Genomic DNA, 26,272 nt, shown 5'->3' on the forward strand with positions numbered 1-26,272 from the left:
GATGGAGCACGACGTCCGCCCGATCGAACCCGCCGACGCCCCGGCCCTCGCGTCCCTGCTCGCACGGAACCGCGCCTGGCTCGCCCCGTGGGACCCGTACCGTCCGGACTCGTTCTTCACCGAGGACGGCCAGCGCACCGAGGTCACGGCGTCGATCCGCCGCCGCGAACAGGGCACGATGATGCCGCTCGTGATCACCACCGACGGTGCCGTGGTCGGCCGGATGAACCTCAACTCGATCGTGATGGGCGCGTTCTGCTCCGCGACGCTCGGCTACTGGGTCTCCGAGGACGCCGCCGGCCGGGGTGCCGCGACCGCTGCCGTGGGGCTCGCGACCCGGATGGCGTTCGAACGGCTCGGGCTGCACCGGGTCGAGGCGGGGACGCTCCCCCACAACGAGCGGTCCCAGCGGGTCCTCGAGAAGAACGGCTTCGAGCGCTACGGCTACGCGCCGCGGTACCTGCGCATCGCCGGCGAGTGGCAGGACCACGTGCTGTTCCAGCGCCTCGCCGACTGACGCTGGTCGTCAGTGCACGACGCGTGCGCCGTGCACCGGCCCCGTCGCCCGGACGGCGACGAGACCCGCGGCACTCAGCGCCACCTGGACCTCGAGCGCGGAGTCGGTGTCCGCCACCAGGAACGCCACCGTCGGTCCGCTGCCGGAGACCAGCCCCGCGAGCGCTCCGGAGCGCTCCCCCAACTCGAGCGTCTTGGCGAGCGACGGCTGGAGTCGCATCGCCGGCGCCTGCAGGTCGTTGTGCAGGCAGTCGGCGAGGAGGTCCGGGTCCCCGGCACGGAGCGCCTGGAGCACGTTCGCCTCGACCACTGGGGTCGACGGCGCCGGCGCGATGTCCGCCCGGTAGCGCTCCCGGTGCGCGTCGAGCGCACGGTACACGGCCGGTGTGGAGAGCCCGTCGTCGCTCAGACCGAGGACCCAGTGGAACTCGCCCTTCGCGAGCGCCGGGCTGAGCTCGTCGCCCCTCCCGGTCCCGACCGCGGTCCCGCCCGCGAAGGCGAACGGCACGTCGGCGCCGAGCTCCGCGGCGATCCGGAGCAGCTCCTCACGACCGAGCCCGGTGCCCCAGAGCGTGTCCACGGCGAGGAGCGTCGCCGCGGCGTCCGCCGAGCCGCCGCCCATCCCGCCGGCGACCGGCACCTGCTTGTCGATGGTGAGCCGGACGCCCCCGGTGTACCCGGCGGACTCGGCGACGAGCCGGGCCGCGCGGATCGCGAGGTTCGAGCCGTCGACCGGCACCGACGACGTGTCGATCGGGCCGGTGAACGACACCGAGAAGTCGTCGGCGAGCTCCGCCGTGACGTCCTCGAACAGGGAGACCGCCTGGTAGGCCGTCGCCACGTCATGGTAGCCGTCCTCCTGCAGCGCACCCACGGACAGGAAGACGTTGATCTTGCCGGGAGCGCGCGTCCGCACGCGCGTGGGTGCGGCCAGCGAGGTCATGCGACCAACCTATCCCGCGCGCGCTGCCGTGAAACCGCGCTCCAGGTCCGCCAGGATGTCGTCCTGGTGCTCGAGGCCGATCGACAGGCGGATGAGCCCGTCCCCGACGCCGGCGGATGCCCGCTCCGCGGTCGTCATCTGGACGTGGGTCGTCGACGCCGGGTGCACGACGAGCGAGCGCACGTCGCCGATGTTCGAGACGTGGTCGAACAGTTCGAGCGCCTCGACGAACCGGCGTCCGGCCTCCACCCCGCCGGCCAGGTCGAACGACAGCACCGCCGACGGCCCCTTCGGGACGTAGCGCTGCTGCAGGTGGTGCCACGGGGAGTCCGGCAGCCCGGCGTAGTGCACGTGCTCGACCTGGTCGTGCGCGTCGAGCCACGACGCCACGGCCGCGGCGTTGGACACGTGCCGGTCCATCCGGAGCGACAGCGTCTGGATGCCCTGCAGCACCAGGAAGGCGGTGAACGGCGCGATCGCGGGGCCGAGGTCCGCCGAGAGCTTCGACCGGGTCCGCTGGATGAACGCGCGCGGTCCGAACTTCTCCGCGAAGTTCGTGTTCGCGAAGCCGGACTGCTCCGTCGACGTCAGCTGCGGGTACTTCTCCGGGTGAGCCGCCCAGTCGAACGTGCCGCCGTCGACGATCAACCCCGCGATCGCGCTGCCGTGGCCGGCCAGGTACTTCGTCGCCGAGTGCACGACGATGTCGGCGCCGTGCTCGATCGGGCGGACCAGGTACGGCGTCGCGATCGTGTTGTCGACGATGAGCGGCACACCGGCGTCGTGCGCGACACCCGCGACCCCCGCGAAGTCGAGCACGTCGCCGCGCGGGTTCGGGATCGACTCACCGAAGAACGCCCGGGTCTCCGGTCGCACCGCGGCAGCCCACTCGGCCAGGTCCGTCGGGTCCTGCACGAACGTGAAGGAGATGCCGAGGTCCTTCAGCGTCGAGGCGAAGAGCGTGTAGGTCGCGCCGTACAACGAGGCGCTCGACACGATGTGGTCCCCGGCGCGCGCGAGCCCCAGCACCGCGAGCGAGGTCGCGGCCTGGCCGGACGCCAGCGCGAGCGCCGCGACGCCGCCCTCGAGATCGGCGATCCGCCGCTCCAGCGCGGCCGCGGACGGGTTGTTCACGCGCGAGTACGTGTGCCCCGGCGCGTTGAGCATGAACCGGTCCGCCGCGTCCTCCCCCGACGGGTAGACGAAGGCGGCGCTCTGCGCGATCGGCGGCACGTTCGCCCCGAACCCCGGGTCGGCCTTGAAGCCGGCGCGGATCTGCCGGGTCTCGAACTTCCAGTCGCCCTCGCTCACGAGACGACTCCCGCGGCTCCCGCCGGCACGACCGACGGGCGCACGAGCGGGATGACCTGCTCGCCGAACCGCTCCATCTCCTCGAGCTGCGGCGAGAACTGCAGCAGCAGGGTGTCGACGCCGGCGTCCTCGAACTCCCGGATCCGCTCGGCGACCTGCGCCGGGGTCCCGACGAAGTTCGGCCGGAGCCCACGGTTCGACACCGAGTAGTCCTCGAGCGAGGGCACGTGCTCGAGCTGCGACTTCGAGATGAAGTCCTGGTACGACTCGTACGCGTTGCCGTGCTGGACGTCGGTGATCCGCGCGAGCTCGGCCTGCGCCTCCTCCTCGGTCTCCCGGACGATCGCGTAGGCGGCCATGCCGAACGCCTCGAACGGCGGCAGCCCGGCCTCATCACGACGACGGCGCATCTCGGCGATCTTCTTCCGGAGCTCCTCGACCGTTCCGCCGTGGGTCACGTAGGCGTCGGCGTAGTGGGTGATGCTCGCCTTGCCGGCCTCGCTCTCACCGCCGGCGTAGATGCGCGGCGTGACGCGCGGCTTCGGCTCGAGGTGGGCGTTCTGGATGTCGTAGTACTCGCCGGAGAACGAGTACGGGGTCTCCCGCCAGAGGCCCTTCATGATCTCCACGAACTCCGCGGTGCGCTTGTACCGGTCGTCGTGCTCGGAGAAGATCCCGCCGTACTGGCGTGCCTCCTCGGCCCACCACGCGCTCACCACGTTGAAGGTGAAGCGGCCACCGGAGATGTCGTCGATCGTCGCGGCCTGCTTCGCCGTCACGGCCGGCAGGTGGTAGCCCGGGCGCATCGCCGCCATGATCTCGAGGCGGTCGGTCGTCGCCGCGATGGCCGCCGCGAGCGCCCAGGCCTCGAGCGACGGTGCCGCGACGCCCTTGATGTCGTTGAGGTTCAGCTCCGGCACGAGCGTCAGGTCGAAGCCGATCCGCTCGGCGCGCTGCGCCAGTCGCTTCACGTAGTCGAAGGTGACCGGCATGTGCTCGTTGTCGACGTTGCGCAGCCAGCCGCCGAAGAGCGGGGTCCAGTATCCGAATCGCACGGGGTGAGTTCCTTGGGGAGGTGGGGAGGGACGGACGGGAGGCTCGTGGCGGGGCCGCCACGGTCCTCCCGTCCGGTGTTCGGTCGCGTTCTCAGGCCGTGACGGCCGCGCCGGCCGGTGCCGTCGCGTACTCGCTGTCGAGCAGTCCGCCGAGGAAGCGCGCGATGGAGCGCGGGCCGGAGGCCCGCGCGGTCTCCTCGACGGCGGGGTTGTAGTTCGTGTTCGTGTTGATGTCGTAGACGACGGTGCGGCCGTCGGTGGTCTCCATGAACTCGACGCCCGCGATCTGGATGCGCTGGTCGGCGAGGAACGTGCGGAGCTGCTGCACGAGCGGGTGGGTCGCGGTGACGTCTCCTCGTACTGCGAACGCGCTCGGTCCGTCCGTTCCGGGGACGTCGCACACCGCTCCGGCGATGACCTGGGGGACCTCGCAGGCGTCCGCCGGGCAGAGCTCGAAGCTGCCAGCGCTCGTGTCCACGCGGACGGCGTAGACGAACTCGCCGCCGACGAACTCGACCCGGGTGATGAAGGGCTCGCGCGCCGTCAGGTACTCCTGCAGCAGGGTGATGCCGTCGATCGGCTCCTCGAACTCCGGCGAGTCGACGTACGCGTCGAACTCGGCGAGCGAGTCGAACCGACGGACGCCGAGGCCCTTGCCGCCCTGGTTGTGCTTCGTGATGAACGGCACGTCCTGGCCGTCCGTGAACGCGTGGGCCGCGGCCGTGAGGGTGCTCCTGCCGAACACCGCGGTGGTGCGGGGCACGTCGAAGCCCGCCCGCTGGAGCAGGCCGTGCTGGGCGACCTTCGACACCTCGAGCTCGAGCACGTGGCTGCCACCGACCACCTGGCGCCCGGCACGCTCGAGCCAGCCGAGGACCGCGCGGGTGTACTCCTTGCTGTGCTCGTGCCCGCGGGTGTGACTCGACGCCGACATCCGGCTCCAGTAGACGCCCGGTTCCGGATCTGCTGCGAGGTCGATCTGGCCCTCGGTGAGGAGGATCTCCTCGACCGGGACGCCCTCGGCCTCGAAGGCGGCGGCGAGCGGCGGGAACCACTCGGGGTTCTCGTGGATGACGTACACGCGCGGAGTGCTCACACGCCCACACTAGGCATGGTGTACCAGGCGTTGCCAGGCGTGTGACGCGCTGTTGCGGTTCCCCGTCCACAACTGGAGTATCAGTATGCTGGTCCGCCGTGCGCCTCATCTTCATCGACAAATCCGCTCGGGACGATGCCTACTACTTCTTCGGCGCGCTGTTGGCTGACGCTGACGCCGTGCGTTCGATCGAACAGGGGCTCGAAGGCGTCGCGACACTGCTCTCGAGGGAGATCCCGGGCTTCGACCCCGCCACAGAGTTCCACGCTGTCGACATGTTCCACGGCGAGCAAGAGTGGAAGCGCGTACCCGTCGCGTGGCGAGTGAAGGCCTGCATCCTCGTGGCGAAGATCCTCGCAAGGTCGACGGCGTCGATCGTGTTCCGAGGCATCGATCTCCGAGCACACCGACGCCGCTACGGAGCCCGCGCCTACCCCGCGCATCTCCTGACTCTCGCCCAACTCCTCGAATGCGTGCACGAGCGTCTCGCCTGGGTCGACGAGCAAGAACAGCTCGGACTCGTCCTCGCCGACGAGCACCACACGGCAGCCGGCGCGAGACGCAGCCTGCGCAGTTTCAAGGTGGGAAGCGCGAGCGGGTACACGAAGCAGCCGCTGACCCGGATCGCCGACACCATCTACTTCGGCCCGTCTCACGAGAGCCGGATGCTGCAGGCCGTCGACTTCGCGAGGTACTTCCTCAATCGATCGAAGACCGTGGAGGAGCGGGATCCGCGGTCCGCAGCGGCTGTCGCCAAGATCGTCACTCTCGTCGACGAGATCAAGATCGTCGACTACATCTGGTGCCCGGAATGACACAACGCCCCGCGGTGAGCGGGGCGTTGGCTGGGTGCGGGAGGCTCGTTGGCGTCCTGCACCGCAAGACTAGGCCATCCGACGAGGAGAAGCCAGCAGGCTGAGGTGCACCGGTTCGACCCGCGTCAGTTGCTGAACACCTGGTGGCCGACGACGCCGAGGAGCTCGAGCTTCTGCGCGTCCTCGCTGCCCGCAGGAGCGGTGAACAGCAGGAGCGCCTGGGCCTGGTTCGTCGTGTGCAGCACCTGGCAGTCCACCGTGATCCGACCGAGCTCGGGATGCACGAAGGTCTTGTGGTCCTCCCACCGGGAGGCGACCTCGTGCAACGCCCAGAGGTCGCGGAACGCCGGGCTCTGCGCCTCGAGGTCCGCGATCAGCGCCGCTGCCCGGCGGTCACCCGGCCCGGCGGCACCCACCGCCGCGCGGAGTCCCGCGACCTGGCCCCGAGCGAGCCGGTCGTGCTGCTCCGGCGCGTACTTCGCGGGTTCCGCCGCCGTCATGAACCAGCGCCACGGCTGGTACCGCTCGTTCCCGGTCAGGCCGACGGTGGAGCCGAGGAGCGCCGCGCCGAGGCGGTTCTCGACCAGGGTCTCGCCGAGGTCGCTCACCACGATCGCCGGGGTGTCCTCGAGCCGGTCGAGCACCCGGAGGATCGCGGGGTCGACGTGGTCGCTGCGGTGCACCCGGACCGGCGCGTTGTGCCCGGCGAGACGGAAGAGGTGGTCGCGTTCGTCGAGTGAGCAGCGGAGCGCCCGGGCGATCGCGGCGATCATCTGCTCCGACGGCTGCGGACCGCGCTGCTGCTCGAGCCGGGTGTAGTAGTCGACGGACATGCCCGCGAGCGACGCCACTTCCTCACGCCGGAGGCCCGGCGTCCGGCGTCGGGCGCCCTCGCCGAGGCCGACGTCCTCCGGGCGCAGCAGCTCACGGCGACGGCGGAGGAAGTCGGCGAGCGCTGCACGGTCCATGCGTCCAGTCTCCTGCTCGTCCTCTCCGCGTGCCAGGGATCGGCGGTCCCCCGATGACCGGGCTCTGGTTGTCGTCCGCTCGTTCGCGGATCGTGGTCGTCATGGACATCACCAACGCAACCGTCTTCATCCCCGGCGCCACGTCCGGCATCGGCCTGGGTCTCGCCCTCCGTCTGCAGGAAGCGGGGAGCACCGTCGTCATCGGTGGACGCCGTCGTGCACTGCTCGAGTCCCTCGCTGCCGAGCACGGCTTCGGCACCGTCGAGATCGACGTGAGCGACCCGGCTTCCATCACCGCGGCCGCGGCATCCGTCATCGAGGCGTACCCGGCGCTCGACACCCTCGTCACGATGTCCGGGATCATGCGGCAGGAGGACCTCCGGTCGTCGTCGCACCTGGCCGACGCGGTCGACACCGTCTCGACGAACCTGCTCGGCACCATCCGGCTGATCGACGCGTTCCTGCCGCACCTGCTGTCTCGACCGGCGGCCACCGTCGTCACCGTGTCGTCCGGACTCGCGTTCACCCCGCTCGCCGCCACCCCGACGTACAACGCCACGAAGGCCGCCGTGCACTCGTACACGCTGTCCCTGCGTCAGCAGCTCGTCGGGTCGTCAGTGTCCGTGCTGGAGCTCGTGCCGCCGGCCGTCGCCACCGACCTGCAGGGTGCGGGCGTTGACTTCGGCGGGATGCCGCTCGACGAGTTCCTGGACGAGGTCATCGCGCTGCTGGAGTCGGGAGCGGCGCCGGAGATCCTCGTGCAGAACGTGCTGCCGCTGCGGTGGGCGGAGCGCGACGGGAACCAGCAGCAGCTCATCGAGATGCTGGCATCACGCCGCCACTGATCCGCCTGGTCCGGCAGTTGCCCGGCGCCGGCGCGCAGCATCGAGCCGGCTCTCGTCCACGAGGAGCCGGAGCTCGCCAGCCGGCACGGCCGCGAAGCCGACGTCGTTCGTGACGAGCGCGGTCGCGCCGGTGTACGCGACGGTCGCCGCGTGGACGGCGTCGTACGAGCCGAGACCGTAGCGGCGCATGAGCTGGAAGGCCGGATCAGTGACGCTGGCGAGGTTGATGCTCGTGCTCGGCGACGGCCCGACGGCGGTCCGCCATCGGTGGATGAGTTCGTCGGCGACGCGCGCGGCACGCCGTCGGACTCGTCCGTCCGATCGTTTCATCGGCCACGCACGATTGCCGTGACGCTCCTTGATCGCGATCTTGAAGGCTGCTTCGGCCAACTCGATCTCGAGCAACGCGCTGTAGAGCACGAACGACCGTGACGATGTCAGACGCTTCAAGAACGCCCCTGCCTCGTCGTGACCGACCTCAGTCTCCACGAGAGCACGGACGACGAAGGACGTGTCGAGAACCACCGCGCTCGGCAAGGTCTCGAGGTCGGCGTACGACGCGACGTTGCGATCCCGGGAGCGGCGCGACTGCGGTACAGACGGCACGGCTACACGATGCCGTCGAACGAGGTCCGGAACCGGAGGCCGGTCGTCGCTTCGTGGACGACGCGTACGCGCTCGTCCGTGGTCATCGACGGGAGCCGGGCGATGAGCCGTCGCCGCGCTGCGCGTCGCTCGCGGTCGCGTTCTTCGATACGTCGCTCGATGAGTCGTGCTCGTCGAGCGCTGCGGTGGTCGGTCCTTGGCGACATGGTTCCTCCGGTTCGCGCGGTTGGTGCAGTTCGTGGTCGATGCAGCGACGGTAGGAGCCTTGACGCATGGCGAGCAAGGAATCCGTATGCAACATCCGGGAACAGGCTCCGGCGACCGCGGACAGGATGGGGACGTGAACGCACGCATGCAGGACATCCAGCGGATCGTCGCCGAGGCCGGCGTCGAGACCGAAGCCCGCGAGCTGCCCGACTCCACGCACACGGCAGCGCAGGCAGCGGCGGCGCTCGGCACCGAGGTCGGCGCCATCGCGAGCAGCCTGCTCTTCCTGGCCGACGGCGAGCCGCTCCTGGTGATGACCTCCGGCCGGCACCGCGTCGACACCGCGGTGCTCGCCGGAGCGCTCGGGGTCGCGGAACTCGGGATGGCCACCGCGAAACAGGTGCGGGAGGTCACCGGTCAGCCGATCGGCGGCGTCTCCCCCGTCGGACACCCGCAGCCGATCCGGACCGTGGTCGACCGCGCCCTCGCCGAGTACGACCCGGTGTGGTCGGCGGCCGGCACGGCGAACTCGGTGATGCCGCTGACCTTCGACCAGCTCGTCGCGCTGACGGGCGGCACGGTGGTCGACGTCAGCGCGTCATGACCGGGAGCGCGGACTAGGCCTGGGCGTCGCCCTCGCCCTCGTGGGTGCCTTCGCCCTCGCGGGTGTCTTCGCCCTCGCGGGTGCCTTCGGCGAGGACCGTCCGACCGAGCCGGACGAAGTCGTCGACGCCGAGCGCTTCACCGCGGGCCGTCGGGGCGATCCCGGCTGCCTCGAGCACGTCGGACGCGTGCGCACTGCCGCCGAGGACGCCCGACAGCGCCTGCCGGAGCATCTTCCGCCGCTGCTGGAAGGCCGCGTCGACCAGGGCGAAGACCTGCGCACGAAGCTGCTCGTCCCCCGGGGGATCGTGCCGCTGGAACCCCACGAGCACACTGTCCACGTTCGGCACCGGCCAGAACACCTGGCGGCTGACCTGTCCGGCGATCCGCCAGGTGCCGTACCAGGCGGCCTTGACGCTCGGCGACCCGTAGACCTTGCTGCCCGGGTCCGCGGCGAGGCGGTACCCGACCTCGGCCTGGACCATCACGAGCGACCGTTCGATCGACGGGAAGGTCGCGAGCAGGTGCAGGAGGACCGGCACGGAGACGTTGTACGGCAGGTTCGCGACGAGGTGCGTCGGTGCTGCGGGGAGGTCGTCCGCGGACACCTGCAGTGCGTCCTGGTGCACGACCGTCAGCCGCGCGGACGGCTGCATCGCGGACACCGTGGTGGGCAGCTGCGCCGCGAGCCGGGCGTCGATCTCGACGGCGGTGACCGGAGCGCCGGTCTCGGTCAGCCCGAGGGTCAGGGAGCCGAGGCCCGGTCCGACCTCGAGCACCTGTGCGTCGGCGGTCACGCCACCCGCGGCGACGATGCGCCGCACGGTGTTGGCGTCGTGCACGAAGTTCTGGCCGAGCTTCTTCGTCGGGGTGACGTCGAGCTGCGCGGCCAGCTCGCGGATCTCGGCCGGGCCGAGCAGTGCGCTCATTCGTCGACCGTCACGGGCTCGGCATCCCAGGCGCCGTAGACGAGCTCGGTGTTCGACGCGATCTGCGCCGCGAGCATCGACGGGTCCGTGCCGAGGGTGTCGGCCATGGACCGGAGGGTGAGCGGGATGAGGTACGGCGCGTTCGGGCGACCACGGTACGGCGTCGGCGTGAGGTACGGCGCGTCCGTCTCGACCATGAGCAGGCGACGCGGCGCGACCTCGAGCGCTTCGCGGAGGAGCGCAGCGTTCTTGAACGTCACCGTGCCGGCGAACGACATGTACCAGCCGCGCTCGGAGCACAGGCGTGCCAGGTCCGGCCCACCCGAGAAGCAGTGGAACACCGTCTTCTCCGGGGCGCCGACGCGGTCGAGGACCTCGACCACGGCGTCGTGCGCGTCGCGGTCGTGGATGGTCAGCGCGAGGTCGTGCTCCTTCGCGATGCGGATGTGCTCCTCGAAGGAACGCACCTGGGCGTCACGGCCGTCGTCGCCGGTGCGGAAGAAGTCGAGCCCGGTCTCACCAATCGCACGCACCCGCGGCAGCGCGGCGAGTGCTTCGATGCCCGCGAGGTGCTCGTCGAGGAGCCCCTGCTCCGCCAGGAGCGGCGCTTCGTTCGGGTGCAGCGCCACGGCGGCCAGCACGCGCGGCTCGCGCGCCGCGATCGCCGCCGACCACTGCGATGTCGCGAGGTCGGTCCCGACCTGCACGACGCCGCGGACCCCGACACTCGACGCACGGTCGAGGTGTTCCCGGTAGTCGAGCGCCCCGTCGGGACCGCCGTCGGCGATCTCCATGTGGGTGTGGTTGTCGTAGACGGGCACCACGAGCGCTTCCGGCAGCGGCGGGTACGTCAGGTCGCGATTCGACCCGTCGCCGTCGCCACGCGAACGGAGGTGGGCGTCGGTCACGCCGCGCCCTGTTCCGCCTGCTCGATGCGCGGGAACAGCCCGGACTCGAGCGGCGTCACCTGCGACGCGCCCTGCCAGTCGTACGCGCGGTCCACACGCTGTTCGGCGATCGACCCGCCGGCACCGATGGAGGCCCAGAGCTTCTCGGTCGCCTTCGGCATCACGGGCGCGGCGAGGACCGCGACGGTACCGAGGCCACGGAGCGCCGTCGCCAGCACCGTGCCGAGGCGCTCGCGCTGGGCGTCGTCCTTGGCGAGGGCCCACGGCTGCTGCTCGGTGATGTACCCGTTCAGCGCGTCGACGAGTTCCCACGTGGTCGCGATCGCGTCGTGCGGTGCGAAGGCCGCGATCGCCGCGTCGGCCCGCTCGGTGACGGACTTCGCCAGGTCGTCGATCGCGACGTCGGACGCCGAGAGCTCGCCCCGCGCCGGGACCGCGCCGCCGAAGTACTTCTCGAGCATCGCCAGGATGCGCGACGCCAGGTTGCCGAAACCGTTCGCGAGTTCGGCCTGGTACCGCGCCGAGATGTCTTCCCAGCTGAAGTTGCCGTCCTGCCCGAAGGTGATCGCGCGGAGGAAGTAGTACCGGAACGCGTCGGAGCCGAACGTGTCGGTGATCTCCGACGGGGCGATGCCGGTCAGCTTCGACTTCGACATCTTCTCGCCGCCGACGAGCAGCCACCCGTGGCCGAAGACGCGCTTCGGGACCGGGAGCCCTGCTGCCATCAGCATCGCGGGCCAGATCACCGCGTGGAACCGGGCGATGTCCTTGCCGACGATGTGCACGCTCGGCCAGAGGCGCTGGAAGGCTTCGTCGTCGTCGCTGCCGTAGCCGAGCGCCGTGACGTAGTTGAGCAGCGCGTCGAACCAGACGTAGAGCACGTGGTCGTGGTCCCAGGGGATCTTGATGCCCCAGTCGAAGCTCGACCGTGAGATCGAGAGGTCGCGGAGGCCCTGCTTGACGAAGGAGACGATCTCGTTGCGGACGCTCTCCGGCTGGATGAACTCCGGGTTCGATTCGTAGAGGTCGAGCAGGCGCTGCTCGAAGTCGGACATCCGGAAGAAGTAGTTGCGCTCGGACAACACCTCCACCGGGATGGAGTGGATCGCGCAGACCTGCTGGCCTTCGTACGCACCGGTGCCGGGAACCAGGTCGCTCGGCTGCTTGTACTCTTCGCAGCCCACGCAGTAGAAGCCCTCGAACTCGCCGGCGTAGATGTAGCCGTCGTCGTGGAGCTTCTGCAGGAACGCGGTCACGCCGCGCTCGTGGCGTTCGTCGGTGGTCCGGATGAAGTCGTCGTTGGCGATGTCGACGGTGTCGAGCAGCGGCTTCCAGGCGTCCGTGACGAGGCGGTCCGCCCACTCCTTCGGGGAGACGTCGTTCGCCGAGGCGGTGCGCAGGATCTTCTGCCCGTGCTCGTCGGTGCCGGTGAGGAGCCAGGTGTCGTCACCGCGCTGACGGTGCCAGCGCGCGAGGAAGTCCGCGGCGACCTCTGTGTAGGCGTGCCCGATGTGGGGAACGTCGTTCACGTAGAAGATCGGCGTGGTGATGCTGAACGAGGAGCCGTCGGACATGCGGACCATCCTACGGGCGCGCGGCAACCGCATGACGCGTCCGGCAGTGGACTGTGGAAAACCCGGACGGGAGGCCCGTGGCGGGCCCGCACCGGGCCTCCCGTCCGGTGTTCGTCGCGTCTACCGCGCCGCCAGCGCACCCTCGTACAGGTCCCGCTTGGACAGCCCCGTGGCGTCCGCGACGGCGGCTGACGCCTCCTTCATCCGGGTCCCCGACGCGACCCGCTCCAGCACGAGGCGGACCCCCTCCTCGATCGTGACGTCGTCCGCGGAACCGGACGCCCCGGCCACGACGATGCAGATCTCGCCCTTCACGCCGTCGGCGGCCCACTCGGCCAGCTCGGCCAGCGAGCCGCGCTTGACCTCTTCGTACAGCTTCGTGAGCTCACGGCAGACGACTGCGCGACGGTCACCCCCGAAGCCGGCACCCATGTCGGTCAGCGTGTCCGCGAGCCGGTGCGGCGACTCGAAGAAGACCATCGTCCGCTGCTCCCCGGCGAGGGCCTCGAACACCCGACGGCGCTCCCCCGCCTTGCGGGTCGGGAACCCCTCGAACGTGAAGCGGTCGGTCGGCAGCCCGGACACGGCGAGCGCCATGAGCACCGCGGACGGCCCCGGGAGCGCCGTGACGGTCACCCCCGCTGCCGCAGCGGCCTCGACCAGGGGGAACCCCGGGTCGCTGATCGCGGGCATGCCGGCGTCGGTCAGGACCACGACGTCCTCGTCCCGGGCGAGCTCGACGACCTCGGCCGCCTTGGCCCGCTCGTTGTGCTCGTGGAGCGCGATCAGCCGCGGACGGTTCTCGATGCCGAGGGCACGCATCAGGTGGATCGCGGTCCTGGTGTCCTCCGCCGCCACGACGGTCGCGTTCGACAGTGTCTCGACCAGTCGGCGGGACGCGTCGCCGAGGTTGCCGATGGGAGTTGCTGCGAGGACGATCACACGCCCCATTGTGGACGCAGCGAGCGCAGGCGCCGCATCCGTAGGATGCTGCGGGTGACCACGGACCTGGCCGACGCACTCGACACTGCGCCCGCAGTACCCCGTGGGTCGCGCCTCGACGACTGGTGGGTGCGCCTCATGTCGGTCTCCTGGCGGGTCGCCGCCTGGCGGTGGGCCGGCCCGATCGCCGTCACCGTGCTCGCTGCGCTGCTCAGGTTGATCGACCTCGGACGGCCGCACTCGCTCGTGTTCGACGAGACCTACTACGTCAAGGACGGCTGGTCGATCGTGCACCTCGGGTACGAGGGCACGTGGCCCGCGAACCCCACCGACGACACCGCCCCAACGACGGACGAGCGCTTCGCCTCCGGCGAGACCTCGATCTTCACCAGCGCCGCCGAGTTCATCGCGCACCCGCCGCTCGGCAAGTACCTCATCGGCCTCGGCATGTTGCTGTTCGGCCCGGACAACGCCTTCGGCTGGCGTTTCACCGTCGCGGTGCTGGGCATCGCGACCGTGTTCCTCGTCGCCGTGATCGCCCGGTCCCTGTTCCGGTCCACGCTCGTCGGCACCCTCGCTGGCGGCTTCATGGCGGTCGACGGTCAGGCGATCGTGATGTCGCGGGTGACGCTCCTCGACGGCATCGTGACGTTCTTCGTGGTCCTCGGGTTCGGGGCGCTGCTGCTCGACCGGCGGTGGACGACCCGGCGGCTGGACGCCTGGGTCGCTCGCCGCGCGGCGGACGGACGGGACACCCTCTGGGGGCCCGCGCTCTGGTGGCGGCCGTGGCTGATCGGCATGGGGCTCGCGATGGGACTCGCGACGAGCACGAAGTGGACCGGGCTGTACTTCCTGGCGTTCTTCGCGCTCTACTCCGTGTTGAGCGACATGATGATGCGCAAGCGCGCCGGGATCGAGTTCTGGTCCTCGAGCGCGTTCCTGCAGCAGGCGCCGGTCTCGTTCGTCCTGACCGTGCCGATCGCCGCCGCCACGTACCTGGCGTCCTGGACCGGGTGGTTCGTGTCGAAGGACGGCTGGGACCGCGACTGGATCGCCTCCGGCGGGCAGCGCTGGCGAGGGATCCTGTCCTGGGTGCCCGACAGCGTGCAGAACTGGTGGCACTACCAGTCCGAGATCTACGGCTTCAACATCGGCCTGCACACCCCGCACTCGTACCAGGCGAACCCGCTGCTGTGGCTCTTCATGCAACGCCCGACGTCGATGTACTACGTGGGGACGAACGCTGGGCAGGACGGCTGTGCGGCGGAGCGGTGCGGTGCGGCGATCACGGGCATCGCGAACCCGTTCATCTGGTACCCGTCGGTCGCTGCCGTGATCGCGCTGCTCGTGCTCTTCGTGCTGCACCGGCGATGGGAGTACGGGTTCGTCGTGATGGGCGTCGCGGCGGGCTACCTGCCGTGGCTGCTCTACGTGAACCGGACCGTGTTCCAGTTCTACACGATCGCGTTCGAGCCCTTCATGGTGATGGCGCTGGCCGCGGCGATCGGGCTGCTGCTCGGATCGAGGGACGATCCACGGCCACGGCGGACCCGCGCTGTCATCTGGATCGGGGTGTACCTCGGGGTGGTGCTGCTCGCGTCGGCGTACTGGTACCCGATGTGGACGGCGCTGCAGGTCCCGTGGGACTTCATCCGGTCGCACTACTGGTTGCCGAGCTGGTTGTAGCCGCGGCGATGCGGGGCCGTTGCGCTGGTTCGGCGCGGGTCGGCGCGGGTTCGGCGTCGCGCCACGTGTTCGACACCGCGCGAGTCGTTCGACTGCTGCGGTGTCGGAAGATGCGTCCGCTGGGTGCGGCGTCCCCCCGACCCGTCAGGACTGGGCGTGCAGTGCGCGCTCGATCGTCTCGCGGTCGAGCGGGCTGCCGGTCATCGCGTCCGGCGCGGTCGGCGGCAGCACCCCGTCGATGACGACCTGGGCGTACCGGCGCCAGGCGTCGGGGTCGTGTGCGCGGGTGGCGTCGGCCACGGCGCCGATCATCGCGGTGAGCATCGGCAGGTCGCGGTAGTCGAAGCCCGCCCGAACCACGCCGGCGTCCCGCGCGCGGCCGATGATGTCGCTGACCTGGGTCTCGAGGCGATCACGTTCCTGCACGATCGAGGGCCGGGACTTGCCCGCGCGGACGATCGCGTCGGCCAGGGCACGGTCGCGTGCGCGGAACTCGAACACGCCCATCAGGTACAGGCGGAGCGACTCCCGCGGGTCGATCTCCTCCGCAGCACGTGCCGCCGCGGCGTTCATCGCGTCGAACTTGGTCGCGAGCAGCGCCTCGATCAGGGAGTCCTTGTCGGCGAACCTGCGGTAGACCGTGCCGACGCCGACACCCGCTTCGTGCGCGATGTCGTTGAGTGTGACCGAGAGCCCGCGCTCCGCGAAGCACTTGCGTGCCGTCTGCAGGATCAGCTCGCGGTTGCGTGCTGCGTCAGCGCGGAGAGGCCGATCGAGATCGGCGTGCTGGTCGATGGTGCTCACGATTCCGAACCTAGTTGAACTTTCTGGGAATAAGTGGATGCGGACCTTCCGTTTCGGTCTACACTGACTCGAAGCGGATGCCTCGCATCCGCTTCCTCCCCTCCCGGAAACGCCCGACGGTGTGCGCTTCTTCCCTCCACTCACTCCCGAGGAGGCTGCCGTGACGGCAGAACAGACTTCGCCCGCCCGTACGGGCGCCGCACCGACTCCCACCCCGACCGGTCGCACCGAGCACCGGTGGATCGCCCTTGCGGTGATCGCTCTCGCGCAGCTCATGGTCGTGCTCGACGCCACCATCGTGAACATCGCGCTGCCCTCGGCTCAGGCGGACCTCGGGTTCGGCACCGACCAGCGGCAGTGGATCGTCACCGCCTACTCCCTGGCGTTCGGCTCGCTCCTGCTCCTGGGTGGCCGTCTCGGTGACCTCTTCGGCCGGAAGAACACGTTCATCATCGGGCTCGTCGGCTTCGCCATCGCCTCGGTCCTCGGCGGCCTGGCCGACTCGTTCGGTCTGCTCGTCGCGGCACGCGCGCTGCAGGGCGCGTTCGGCGCGCTGCTCGCCCCGTCCGCCCTCGGCATGCTGACGACGACCTTCCGTGACCCGAAGGAACGCGGTCGTGCGTTCGGCATCTTCGGTTCGATCGCCGGCTCCGGTGCGGCCATCGGCCTGCTGCTCGGTGGCGTCCTCACCGAGTACGCCTCGTGGCGCTGGTGCCTCTACGTCAACGTCGTCTTCGCCGTCCTCGGCGTGATCGGTGCGTTGATCTTCATGGCGAAGCCGCCGAAGGTCGAGCGCCCGCGCATCGACATCGCCGGTGTCCTCACCATCACCGCCGGCCTCGTCGGCGTGGTCTACGGCTTCTCGAACGCCGAGACCAACGGCTGGGACGACCCGTGGACGATCGGCATGCTCGCCGCCGGCGTCGTGCTCATCGCCGCGTTCATCGTGATCGAGACCCGCGTCGCACACCCGTTGCTCCCATTGCGCGTGGTGCTCGACCGTGACCGCGGCGGCTCGTTCGTCGCCATCGGTCTCGTCGCCATCGGCATGTTCGGCATCTTCCTGTTCCTGACGTACTACCTCGAGCAGACCCTCGGGTTCTCCGCACTGCAGACCGGTCTGGCGTTCCTGCCGATGCCGCTGTCGATCATGATCTCCGCGACGCAGATCGGCGGGCGACTGCTGCCCCGCGTCGGCCCGAAGGTCCTGATCTTCTCGGGGGGTCTCGTCGCCGCGGCGGGCCTGCTCCTGCTGCTCCGCACCGACCTGGACAGCTCCTACGCGGGCACCGTCCTGCCGGCGCTCATCGTGATCGGCCTCGGCATGGGCACGATCTTCTCGTCCGCGATGAACACCGCGACGACCGGTGTCGCCCGTGCGGATGCGGGCGTCGCGTCCGCCACCGTGAACACGATGCAGCAGATCGGCGGTTCGATCGGTACGGCGCTGCTGTCGACGATCTTCGCCGACGTCGTGAAGAACAGCCTCTCCGGGCTGACCGCCGCGCCGACCAAGCTGCAGCAGGCGCAGGCCACGCTCGACGGCTACCACGTCGCCTTCGCGATCTCGGCCGGCGTGCTGGTGCTCGTCGCGATCGCGAGCGGGCTGCTCATCAACCGCCAGTCGGTGCGGCTCGCCAAGCTCGAGCACCTCAGCGCCAACGCGACGGGGAGCATCCCGGCCGCCGCGCACTGACGATCGGCGCCCTGCGCCGGGTAACCACGAAACGGACACTGCACCGCGATTCTTCGCGGTGCAGTGTCCGTTTCGTGGTTCGTCCGTGCGGGGCGCGCGGTCCGGCGCGACCGCCGCCCGGGTCCGGCGCGGCCGCGCCGCTCGGCTCGGCTCGGCCGCAGTCCCGATTCGACAACATCGGTGTCGAACGACAACGACGTTGTCGTTCCGCGTCCGTCGTGACCGCCGCCCACCGCCCACCACCCACACGCCGACACCCACCGGTCCCGCACAACGCCAACAGCCACACCCCACCCACCGCACGAAGTTCATCCACAGCCCCCGCCACGCCGCCCCGATTGCGCACTGTTGCTGTTCCTCTCCCGGTCGTCAGGGGTCCGCATTATGGTGAGCGCCATGGCCCCCGTCTTGACCTCGCCGCTCGTGTCGACGCAGTGGCTCGCCGACCACCTCGGTGCGGACGATCTCGTCGTGCTCGATGCCTCCGTGCACGCCGCGGGGACCGGCCGTGGCATGACGTGGCAGAGCGCGCGGGACACCTACGAACGACACGGCCACGTGCCCGGCGCCCGCTTCGCCGACCTCGTACAGGACTTCTCGACGCCCGACGCCGACGTGCCCTTCACCCGTCCCTGCGCCGAGCGTTTCGAGCAGGCGGCCCGCGCACTCGGCATCACGAACACCTCGACGGTCGTGGTCTACGACGACAGCGTCGGCGAGTGGTCCGCCCGCCTGTGGTGGATCTTCCGCTCGTTCGGGTTCGACGACGTCGCCGTGCTCGACGGCGGGTTCGTGAAGTGGCGGGACGAAGGGCGCCCGGTCCGCGTCGGTGCCCTCACGAGCGCACCGGCGGTCCACGTCGAGGCGGCGGCGTTCCTCGCCGGCGAAGAACGTCCGCTCTGGGCGGACCGCGCCCGCGTCGAACGAGCCGTCGACGGTTCGGAGCCCGCGGCGCTCGTGCTCGCGGTCGACGAGACGGTCCTCGGTGCGACGCACCCCGACGTGGTGCCCGGCACGACGCCGATCCCCTTGCGCCGCGTGGTCGACCAGGAGTCCAATGCCCTCCTCCGTCCGGCGGCCCTGGCGGACGTCTTCGCGCCGGTGCTCGACTCGGAGCAGATCGTCACCTACTGCGGCGTCGGCAGCGCCGCGTGCGTGGACGCCCTGGCACTGACGGTGCTCGGTCACGACCGTGTCCAGGTGTACGACGGTTCCCTCGCGGACTGGTGGCGACGGGAACCGATCGCCTCCTGAACCGGCAGCGCGCGGACTGAACCGGCAGCGCCCGGACTGGACCGGCAGCGCGCGGAGCGCCCGGACCACTCGGCACTAGCGTTGGCGACATGAGCACCAAGCGCGCGGTCGTCCTCGGCGGAACGGGCGGCATCGGTTCCGCCGTTGTGCGCGAACTCCTCGACAGTTCCGGCCGCGGCGGCGACGACTGGCAGGTGGACGTCGTCGCGCGCCGGGGCGGCGACATCGCGGACGCACCGACCGCGGCCGGCGCCACCTTCACCCCGGGCGACCGCCGGGACACGGCCGTCCTCCGCGAACTCCTCCGGCCCGGTGCGGACCTCCTCGTCGACACCGTCGGCGCCACCCGTGACGACGCGGCCCAGCTCCTGCCGTACCTCGGAGACGTCGGGTCGACGGTCTTCGTGTCGTCGAAGGCCGTCTACGTCGACGAGCAGGGCCGGCACGCGAACTCCGTCGACAAGCCGGTGTTCTCCGGCGCGGTCACCGAGCTGCAGCCGACGGTCACCGCCGCCGACGCCGACCCGACCAGCCGAGACGGTTACGCAGCGCAGAAGGTGGCGGCCGAGCAGCTGCTCCTCGACCACGGCGCCCCGGTCACCGTCCTCCGCCCGTCCAAGGTGTACGGCCCCGGCATCGGTCGCCCGCGCGAGTGGTTCGTGGTCCGGCGTGCGCTGGACGGCCGTGAGCGCGTGCTCCTCGCCGACCAGGGGCGCGGCGTCGACCACACGACGGCCGCCAGCGGCATCGGTTCGCTCGTCCGGCTGCTCGCGGATGCGCCCGACCGGCGGATCCTCAACGTCGCCGACGACTCCGCGCCGTCCGTGCTCGAGATCGTCCGCACCGTCGCCGGGCACCTCGACCACGTGTTCGAGGAGGTCCTGCTCGACGCGGACGCCCCGGCCTTCGTCGGGTCGACGCCGTGGTCGTCGCCGACCCCGTACGTCCTCGACACCAGCGCGGCCCGATCGCTCGGATGGCAGCCGCCGACCTTCGCGCAGGCGGTCGTCCCGGAGCTCGACTGGCTCGTGGAGACGGCGCACCGCACCCCGGTCGACGGCGACGTCCCGTGGGCTGCTGACCCGTTCTGGGACCGCCTGTTCGACTACGGCCCCGAGGACGCTGCACTCCTCATGCTCTCGCTCGGGAGCTGAGGTGCCCCGTTCCGAGGTGCTGTTCATCGGCGGCCGATCCGGCGTCGGGAAGTCGACGGCGGCGGACGCCCTGCACGAACTCCTCGCGAGCGCGGACGTCCGGCACGCGGTCATCGAGGGCGACACGCTCGACCTCGCCCACCCGGCGCCGCACGTGGAGCACCCGGACGCCCACGTCGCGGAGCGGAACCTCGCGGCGATCTGGGCGAACTACCGCGAGCTCGGCCACCACCGCCTCGTCTACACGAACACCGTCTCGGTGCTCGAGACGGCACGGCTCGCCGCCGCGATGGGTGACGACCCCGTCGTCGTCGCGGTCCTGCTCCGCGCCGGGGACGACGCCACGGCATCCCGCCTGCGCCGTCGGGCGGGTGGCCCGCTCCCGGCGGGGCAACTCGCGCACAGTACGCGGACGGCCGGGAGGCTCGACACGGCCACCACGGACCACGTCACCCGGGTGGACACGGACGACATGGCCCCGAACGACGTGGCCCGTCGGCTCGCGTCCATCACTGGGTGGCTTCCCGCCTGACCCCCTGTGGACAGCACTGAATCTCCACAGTTCGCCCTCCCGACACGCCCGCCCAGCGCGGACCGGGCACGCTGGAGCCATGAACGACAACCGGCTCGGCACCGCCGTCAGCCCCTACCTCCGTCTCCACGCCGACAACCCGGTGGACTGGCGAGAATGGGGCCCGGACGCCTTCGCGGAAGCCCGCGAACGGGACGTCCCCGTCCTCGTGTCGATCGGCTACGCGACCTGCCACTGGTGCCACGTCATGGCGCGGGAGAGCTTCGCTGACCCGGACGTGGCCGAACTCCTGCGGCGTGACTTCGTCGCGGTGAAGGTCGACCGTGAAGAACGCCCTGACGTCGACTCGAGCACGATGGCGGCGGCCGCTGCGTTCACCGAGCAGCTCGGCTGGCCGCTGACCGCGTTCATGACGCCCGACGCCCACGTGTTCTTCGCGGGCACCTACTCCCCGCCGACGCCGGTCGGCCAGCACCCGTCCTTCCGGCAGGTGCTCGGTGCCGTGCTCGACGCGTGGCGCGACCGGCGGGGTGAAGTCGACGCCAACGCGACGGCGCTCGCGACGGCCATCCGTCAGGGTGCTCTGGACGCGGCACAGGACGAACCCGGTGCGCCTGCCGGAGCCGAACCGGGCCTCCCGTCGGTCGGGGCGATCCACGATGTCGTCACCGCACTCCAGCGGTCGGAAGACACGACGTACGGCGGTTTCGGTGGCGCTCCGAAGTTCCCGTCAGCGCCCCTGGTGGAGTTCCTCGCCGATGCCGGAGCGGACGGTGTCGCCGAGGCATCGGCGCTCGCCGAGCGGTCGCTGCGCGCGATCGCCGAGTCCGAGCTCACCGACCCGGACGGTGGTGTGTTCCGGTACGCCACCCGTCGCGACTGGAGCGTGCCGCACTACGAACGGATGCTCTACGACAACGCGAACCTCCTCGCCGTGGCGCCGCGAGACCAGGCCAGGGGCATCGCGGACTTCCTGCGCGACACCCTGCGCCGCCCGGACGGCGCGTTCGTGGCAGCGCAGGACAGCGAGTCCACGATCGACGGCCGCCGGGTGGAAGGCGAGTGGTACCGGCGCCCCCTGGCCGAGCGGTCGACGCTGGACCCGCCACCGCTCGACGACCAGGTCCTGACCGGGTGGAACGGACTCGCGATCCGCGGCCTCGCCATCGCCGGGGCTCGACACGGCGACGACGCGATGATCGCGGCAGCCCGGGCCGCTGCGGACGCGATCATCGATGCACACCTGCGGGACGGCCACGTCGTGGTCCGCTCGAGCACGCCTCGCGGGGTGTCGACGGCGCCACCCACCATCGAAGACGTCGGTCTCCTCGCCGAAGGGCTCCTCGAACTCGCGCTGGTCACCGGGCAGGTCGGGTACGCCACCGTCGCTCGCTCCCTGGTGGACGACGGTCTCCGCGGCGCGCTCGACGTCGATCCCGTCCTGGCGTCCGCGGGAACAGCCACCGGTGAGCAGCCCCAGACCGCGCTCCGCTCCGGCACCGTCGCCCTGGCCGGTGCCGCAGCGATGCTCGGGACACTCACCGGCGACGACACGTACCGCGCCGCGGCGGTGGCGCTCGTCGCCGACCGGGCACGGACCGGTGTCGAGCGGCCACTCGGACACGCGGACGCGCTGGGACTCGCGCTCGCGCTGCAGCGGCCGTCGCGAGAAGTCGTCGTCGTGTCGGAGCACCCGTCGGAGCTCGGCGTCGTGGCGTTCGGGGCGCGACGTCCCGGCACGCTGGTCCTCGTCGTGACCCCGGCGCAGGCAGGAGACTGGGCGGCCTCGGGGTTCGCGCTCCTCGAAGGCCGTGCCACGAAGGACCCTGCCGCGTACGTCTGCCACGATCGGGTCTGCGCGCTCCCGGCGCGTTCCGTCGAGCAGCTCACCGGGCAGCTCGCGTCGAGCTGACCCCGGACGGTATCCTGGAATGCTCATGTCTCCCACGCCGCCCGTCATCACGTTCCCGCCCGAGCTGCCGGTCTCGCAGCGGCGGGACGACATCGCCGCAGCGATCCGCGACAACCAGGTCGTGATCGTCGCCGGTGCCACGGGCTCGGGCAAGACCACTCAGCTCCCGAAGATCGCTCTGGAGCTGGGGCGCAAGAGCATCGGTCACACGCAGCCGCGACGGATCGCCGCGCGCACGATCGCCGAGCGCGTCTCGGAAGAGCTCGGCAACGAACTCGGCGACCTCGTCGGCTACCAGGTCCGCTTCACCGACAAGGTCAGCGCGAACACCCGGATCAAGCTGATGACCGACGGCATCCTGCTCAACGAGATCCACTTCGACCGCGACCTGAAGCGCTACGACACGATCATCATCGACGAAGCGCACGAACGCTCCCTCACGATCGACTTCCTCCTCGGCTACCTGAAGCGGCTGCTGCCCCGGCGACCCGACCTCAAGCTGATCATCACCAGCGCCACGATCGACCCGGAGTCGTTCTCGCAGCACTTCGGCGGCGCTCCCATCATCGAGGTGTCGGGGCGGACGTACCCGGTCGAGATCCGGTACCGCCCGCTCGTGGCCGAGGACCCGGACGACGATGACGGCGACGACGACACCGACTCCCGGACCGCGGACGCCGGCAACGGGTCGGACGACCGCGACTACCTCACCGGCATCACCGACGCGCTCGACGAACTCGCGCAGGACGCCCCCGGCGACGTCCTCGTCTTCCTCTCCGGGGAGAACGAGATCCGTGACGCGCAGGACGCGATCGAGGGCAAGCGGTACCAGGGCACCGAGGTCCTCCCCCTCTACGGACGGCTCTCCGCCGCGGACCAGCACCGGGTCTTCCAGCGCAGCGCGACACCGGGCGTCCGACGCCGTGTGGTGCTGGCGACGAACGTCGCGGAGACCTCGCTGACCGTGCCCGGGATCAAGTACGTCATCGACACCGGCACGGCGCGCATCTCCCGGTACTCCCCGCGGGCCAAGGTGCAGCGGCTGCCGATCGAAGCGATCTCGCAGGCGAGCGCGAACCAGCGCTCCGGTCGTGCCGGCCGGACCAGTGCCGGCATCGCGATCCGGCTGTACTCCGAGGACGACTTCGGACGCCGTCCGGAGTTCACCGACCCGGAGATCCTCCGCACGAACCTCGCCGCGGTGATCCTGCAGATGATCTCCCTCGGGTTCGGGGACATCGAGTCCTTCCCGTTCCTGCAGCCGCCGGACTCCCGCGGCGTGAAGGACGGCCTCGACCTCCTCCGCGAACTCCGCGCGGTCGATGCGGCGGGCGCGATCACGAAGTCCGGCCGGCAGCTCACGCGCCTGCCGATCGATCCCCGACTCGGCCGGATGGTGCTCGAAGCCGGCAGGCAGGGCGTCGGCCGAGAAGTCGTCGCCGTCGTCTCGGCGCTGAGCATCCAGGACCCGCGCGAGCGTCCCCTGGAGCAGCGGGCGCACGCCGACCAGCTGCACGCGCGATTCGCCGATCCGACGAGCGACTTCCTGACCCTGCTCGGGTTGTGGAACTACATCGAGGACAAGCAGGACGAGCTGTCCTCCAGTGCGTTCCGGCGCCTCTGCAAGGCCGAGTTCCTCAACTACCTCCGCATCCGCGAGTGGCAGGACCTGTACCGGCAGCTCTCGCGCGCGGCGAAGCAGGTCGGAATCCACGTCGGCAAGGAGCGCAAGGACGACCCGGACGCCGTGCACCGTTCGCTCCTCGCGGGGCTCCTCAGCCAGATCGGCCTCCGAGACCGTGAGAAGCGTGACTACCTCGGGTCCCGGAACACCCGGTTCGTCCTGTTCCCCGGCAGTGTCCTCGCGAAGAAGCAGCCTGACGCGGTGATGGCCGCAGAGCTCGTGGAGACGAGCCGGTTGTTCGCGCGCACCGCGGCCCGGATCGACCCCGTGTGGACGGAGCAGCTCGCCGGGGACCTGCTCAAACGCACCTACGGCGAGCCGCACTGGGAGAAGAAGCAGGGCGCCGTCGTCGCGTACGAGCGCGTGACGCTCTTCGGCGTGCCGATCGTGCAGCGGCGCCGAGTGCAGTACTCCCGGATCGACCCCGTGCACTCGCGAGAACTCTTCATCCGGCATGCCCTGATCGAGGGCGAGTGGGACTCCCAGCAGGCCTTCGACCGCGCGAACCGCAAACTCCGGAAGGAACTCGAACAGCTCGAGGAACGGACGCGTCGGCGCGACATCCTGCTCGACGACGAGAACGTCTTCGAGTTCTACGACGCTCGGATCCCCGCCGAGATCGCGACCACCCGCGACTTCGAGGGATGGTGGCGACGGACCCGCCGCGACCAGCCCGAGCTCCTCACGATGCGTCGCGAGGACCTGCTCGACGCCTCGGCAGCGGAAGCCGCCGAGGACGACACCGAGTACCCGACCCAGTGGCGCTCCGGCGACCAGCGGCTCGCGGTGCGGTACCGCTTCGAGCCCGGCGCCGAGGACGACGGCGTCAGCGTCCAGGTCCCGCTCGCGCTTCTGCCCCGGATGCGCGAAGAAGGATTCGACTGGCAGGTCCGTGGGCTCCGCAAGGAACTCGTGACCGCGCTGATCAAGGCGCTCCCGAAGCAGATCCGGAAGAACGTCGTCCCGGCGGCCGACTGGGCCGAGAAGATCGTCGAGGAACTCCCCGACGACGCCCCGACCACACCGACGGAGAGCTTCCGGGCCACCCTGGCGAAGACGATCCAACGGATGACCTACGTGCCGGTCTCGGAGTCGGACTTCGACATGTCCCGGGTCCCCGCGCACCTCCTGCCGACCTACGCGGTCGTCGACGAGCGCGGTCGGCGGGTCGAAGCGGGCAAGGACCTCACTGCGCTGCAGACCAAGCTGAAGGACCGGACCCAGCAGAGCGTCGCGGCGGCCACCCAGCGACCAGGACGCCAGGGCCGTGCCGGCGGCGACGCACCGGACCGCCGCCTCGAACGGTCCGGCCTCACCACCTGGCCGGAGTCCGACCTGCCCGAGGTCCTCGACACCAGGCAGTCGGGCGGTGTCATCCGCGCCTACCCCGCGCTCGTCGAAGAGGGGACCGGGCCGAAGGCGACCGTCGGCGTGCAGCTGCTCGCCACCCCGGCCGATCGGTCGGTCCGGATGCCCGCGGGCGTCCGGCGACTCGTGATGCTCGCGGTGCCCTCGCCCGTCTCGTACATCCAGTCGCACCTCACCGCCCAGGAGAAACTCGCCCTCGCGGCGAGTCCGTACCCGTCCACCAACGCCCTGTTCGACGACGTCCTCGCCGCTGTCGTCGACGCCGGGATCCGAGCGGCGCACCCTGCGGGCCTGGTCTTCACGAGGGCGGAGTTCGAGGCGGTTCGCGATGCCGTCTCGTCGACCGTCGTCGACACGATGTTCGATGCGGTCTCGGAGGTCGCGGCCGTGCTCGCCGCCCAGCGGAAGGCCGAGCGGGCGCTCAAGCAGGCGAACAGCATGGCCCTGCTCCCGGCGTTGAACGACATGCGCCAGCAACTCGACCGGCTCGTGTTCCCCGGGTTCGTCTCCGTGGCCGGACTCGATCGGCTCCGCCGCATCCGGGTGTACCTGCAGGGCATCGAGGCCCGCGTGACGAAGCTCCTGCAGAACCCCGGCCGCGACGCCACCTGGATGCGCGAGGTCTCGGTGGCGACCGGCCGCTACGAAGACGCCGGCGGCACGTTCCCACCCGCCGTGGGATCGCACCCCGAACTCGTGCACGCCCGGTGGATGGTCGAGGAGTTCCGCCTCAGCCTCTTCGCGCAGGAACTCGGCACGGCCGAGACGGTGTCGCTGCAGCGGATCACGAAGGCGCTCGCCGCAGCATCGGCGTGATCGGGGCTCGCCCTCCGCGCCGCTGACCCAGTACTGTCGGTCGCACGG

Annotated in this window: 23 protein-coding genes; 11 read left to right on the forward strand and 12 right to left on the reverse strand. The window is 70.6% G+C overall.

What is annotated here, in order from left to right:
- The first annotated feature begins 1 nt into the window (after position 1).
- Positions 2 to 517: a GNAT family N-acetyltransferase gene (locus EDF55_RS15140; protein WP_123655778.1), complete on the forward strand. Its 516-nt coding sequence runs from the start codon at positions 2 to 4 to the stop codon at positions 515 to 517.
- Positions 518 to 526: 9 nt separating this feature from the next.
- Here the strand turns inward: EDF55_RS15140 and EDF55_RS15145 are convergent, their stop codons facing one another.
- The 4 genes from EDF55_RS15145 to EDF55_RS15160 all read right to left on the reverse strand — a co-directional run bounded on the left by EDF55_RS15145 (position 527) and on the right by EDF55_RS15160 (position 4,921).
- Positions 527 to 1,459, reverse strand: a complete 933-nt coding sequence (locus tag EDF55_RS15145; RefSeq protein WP_123655779.1) for a 4-(cytidine 5'-diphospho)-2-C-methyl-D-erythritol kinase — start codon at positions 1,457 to 1,459, stop codon at positions 527 to 529.
- Between the two features lie 9 nt (positions 1,460 to 1,468).
- Complete coding sequence (locus tag EDF55_RS15150; protein ID WP_123655780.1) at positions 1,469 to 2,770, reverse strand: O-acetylhomoserine aminocarboxypropyltransferase/cysteine synthase family protein; 1,302 nt, start codon at positions 2,768 to 2,770, stop codon at positions 1,469 to 1,471.
- Positions 2,767 to 3,825, reverse strand: a complete 1,059-nt coding sequence (locus EDF55_RS15155; RefSeq protein WP_123655781.1) for an LLM class flavin-dependent oxidoreductase — start codon at positions 3,823 to 3,825, stop codon at positions 2,767 to 2,769. Before EDF55_RS15155 ends, EDF55_RS15150 begins: the two co-directional genes overlap by 4 nt.
- A gap of 91 nt (positions 3,826 to 3,916) precedes the next feature.
- The gene (locus tag EDF55_RS15160) at positions 3,917 to 4,921 is read right to left on the reverse strand and encodes a RimK family alpha-L-glutamate ligase (RefSeq protein ID WP_123655782.1); all 1,005 of its coding nucleotides are present in this window, start codon (positions 4,919 to 4,921) and stop codon (positions 3,917 to 3,919) included.
- Positions 4,922 to 5,019: 98 nt separating this feature from the next.
- On the opposite strand from EDF55_RS15160, the gene EDF55_RS15165 reads away from it, so the two are divergent.
- Positions 5,020 to 5,736: a DUF3800 domain-containing protein gene (locus EDF55_RS15165; protein ID WP_185017440.1), complete on the forward strand. Its 717-nt coding sequence runs from the start codon at positions 5,020 to 5,022 to the stop codon at positions 5,734 to 5,736.
- 125 nt (positions 5,737 to 5,861) lie between these two features.
- On the opposite strand, the gene EDF55_RS15170 is transcribed toward EDF55_RS15165, so the two are convergent.
- Positions 5,862 to 6,704, reverse strand: coding sequence for a helix-turn-helix transcriptional regulator (locus EDF55_RS15170; RefSeq protein WP_123655784.1), 843 nt, complete (start codon positions 6,702 to 6,704; stop codon positions 5,862 to 5,864).
- 101 nt (positions 6,705 to 6,805) lie between these two features.
- Between EDF55_RS15170 and EDF55_RS15175 the strand changes: the two genes are divergently transcribed.
- Complete coding sequence (locus tag EDF55_RS15175) at positions 6,806 to 7,549, forward strand: SDR family oxidoreductase (protein WP_185017442.1); 744 nt, start codon at positions 6,806 to 6,808, stop codon at positions 7,547 to 7,549.
- Here EDF55_RS15175 and EDF55_RS18900 read toward each other — a convergent pair.
- Both EDF55_RS18900 and EDF55_RS18905 read right to left on the reverse strand, forming a co-directional pair.
- Positions 7,535 to 7,999, reverse strand: a complete 465-nt coding sequence (locus tag EDF55_RS18900) for a type II toxin-antitoxin system VapC family toxin (RefSeq protein ID WP_395870438.1) — start codon at positions 7,997 to 7,999, stop codon at positions 7,535 to 7,537. The two genes, EDF55_RS15175 and EDF55_RS18900, sit on opposite strands and share 15 nt — an antisense overlap.
- A 158-nt stretch (positions 8,000 to 8,157) precedes the next feature.
- On the reverse strand, positions 8,158 to 8,361 hold the full coding sequence (locus EDF55_RS18905; protein WP_165931407.1) for a hypothetical protein: 204 nt from the start codon (positions 8,359 to 8,361) through the stop codon (positions 8,158 to 8,160).
- A 134-nt stretch (positions 8,362 to 8,495) separates the two neighbouring features.
- Between EDF55_RS18905 and EDF55_RS15185 the strand changes: the two genes are divergently transcribed.
- Positions 8,496 to 8,966, forward strand: a complete 471-nt coding sequence (locus EDF55_RS15185; protein WP_395867555.1) for a YbaK/EbsC family protein — start codon at positions 8,496 to 8,498, stop codon at positions 8,964 to 8,966.
- Between the two features lie 13 nt (positions 8,967 to 8,979).
- Here the strand turns inward: EDF55_RS15185 and rsmA are convergent, their stop codons facing one another.
- The 4 genes from rsmA to rsmI form a co-directional block, all read right to left on the reverse strand.
- Positions 8,980 to 9,894 (reverse strand): 16S rRNA (adenine(1518)-N(6)/adenine(1519)-N(6))-dimethyltransferase RsmA, encoded by a 915-nt coding sequence (rsmA, locus tag EDF55_RS15190; RefSeq protein WP_123655787.1) that lies wholly within the window; start codon positions 9,892 to 9,894, stop codon positions 8,980 to 8,982.
- Positions 9,891 to 10,802: a TatD family hydrolase gene (locus tag EDF55_RS15195; RefSeq protein ID WP_123655788.1), complete on the reverse strand. Its 912-nt coding sequence runs from the start codon at positions 10,800 to 10,802 to the stop codon at positions 9,891 to 9,893. The genes rsmA and EDF55_RS15195 overlap by 4 nt, the downstream gene beginning before the upstream one ends.
- Positions 10,799 to 12,376, reverse strand: coding sequence for a methionine--tRNA ligase (gene metG / locus EDF55_RS15200; protein ID WP_123655789.1), 1,578 nt, complete (start codon positions 12,374 to 12,376; stop codon positions 10,799 to 10,801). The genes EDF55_RS15195 and metG overlap by 4 nt, the downstream gene beginning before the upstream one ends.
- Before the next feature lie 120 nt (positions 12,377 to 12,496).
- Positions 12,497 to 13,318 (reverse strand): 16S rRNA (cytidine(1402)-2'-O)-methyltransferase, encoded by an 822-nt coding sequence (gene rsmI, locus EDF55_RS15205; RefSeq protein ID WP_123655790.1) that lies wholly within the window; start codon positions 13,316 to 13,318, stop codon positions 12,497 to 12,499.
- A 54-nt stretch (positions 13,319 to 13,372) separates the two neighbouring features.
- Between rsmI and EDF55_RS15210 the strand changes: the two genes are divergently transcribed.
- On the forward strand, positions 13,373 to 15,004 hold the full coding sequence (locus EDF55_RS15210) for a dolichyl-phosphate-mannose--protein mannosyltransferase (protein ID WP_260233377.1): 1,632 nt from the start codon (positions 13,373 to 13,375) through the stop codon (positions 15,002 to 15,004).
- Between the two features lie 144 nt (positions 15,005 to 15,148).
- Here the strand turns inward: EDF55_RS15210 and EDF55_RS15215 are convergent, their stop codons facing one another.
- Positions 15,149 to 15,808 (reverse strand): TetR/AcrR family transcriptional regulator, encoded by a 660-nt coding sequence (locus tag EDF55_RS15215; RefSeq protein WP_185017444.1) that lies wholly within the window; start codon positions 15,806 to 15,808, stop codon positions 15,149 to 15,151.
- Positions 15,809 to 15,968: 160 nt separating this feature from the next.
- Here EDF55_RS15215 and EDF55_RS15220 point away from each other — a divergent pair, with 160 nt between their 5' ends.
- The 6 genes from EDF55_RS15220 to hrpA all read left to right on the forward strand — a co-directional run bounded on the left by EDF55_RS15220 (position 15,969) and on the right by hrpA (position 26,224).
- The gene (locus EDF55_RS15220; RefSeq protein WP_123655793.1) at positions 15,969 to 17,504 is read left to right on the forward strand and encodes an MFS transporter; all 1,536 of its coding nucleotides are present in this window, start codon (positions 15,969 to 15,971) and stop codon (positions 17,502 to 17,504) included.
- Positions 17,505 to 17,900: 396 nt separating this feature from the next.
- Positions 17,901 to 18,758: a sulfurtransferase gene (locus EDF55_RS15225; protein ID WP_185017446.1), complete on the forward strand. Its 858-nt coding sequence runs from the start codon at positions 17,901 to 17,903 to the stop codon at positions 18,756 to 18,758.
- A gap of 89 nt (positions 18,759 to 18,847) precedes the next feature.
- The gene (locus EDF55_RS15230) at positions 18,848 to 19,912 is read left to right on the forward strand and encodes an NAD(P)-dependent oxidoreductase (RefSeq protein WP_123655795.1); all 1,065 of its coding nucleotides are present in this window, start codon (positions 18,848 to 18,850) and stop codon (positions 19,910 to 19,912) included.
- A gap of 1 nt (position 19,913) precedes the next feature.
- A complete protein-coding gene (locus EDF55_RS15235) occupies positions 19,914 to 20,444 on the forward strand; it encodes an AAA family ATPase (protein ID WP_123655796.1) in 531 nt (176 codons plus the stop codon).
- 79 nt (positions 20,445 to 20,523) lie between these two features.
- Complete coding sequence (locus EDF55_RS15240) at positions 20,524 to 22,356, forward strand: thioredoxin domain-containing protein (RefSeq protein ID WP_123655797.1); 1,833 nt, start codon at positions 20,524 to 20,526, stop codon at positions 22,354 to 22,356.
- A gap of 25 nt (positions 22,357 to 22,381) precedes the next feature.
- Positions 22,382 to 26,224 (forward strand): ATP-dependent RNA helicase HrpA, encoded by a 3,843-nt coding sequence (gene hrpA, locus EDF55_RS15245; protein WP_123655798.1) that lies wholly within the window; start codon positions 22,382 to 22,384, stop codon positions 26,222 to 26,224.
- Positions 26,225 to 26,272 lie beyond the last annotated feature (48 nt).

It is taken from the genome of Curtobacterium sp. ZW137, assembly GCF_003762905.1.
GTDB lineage: Bacteria > Actinomycetota > Actinomycetes > Actinomycetales > Microbacteriaceae > Curtobacterium.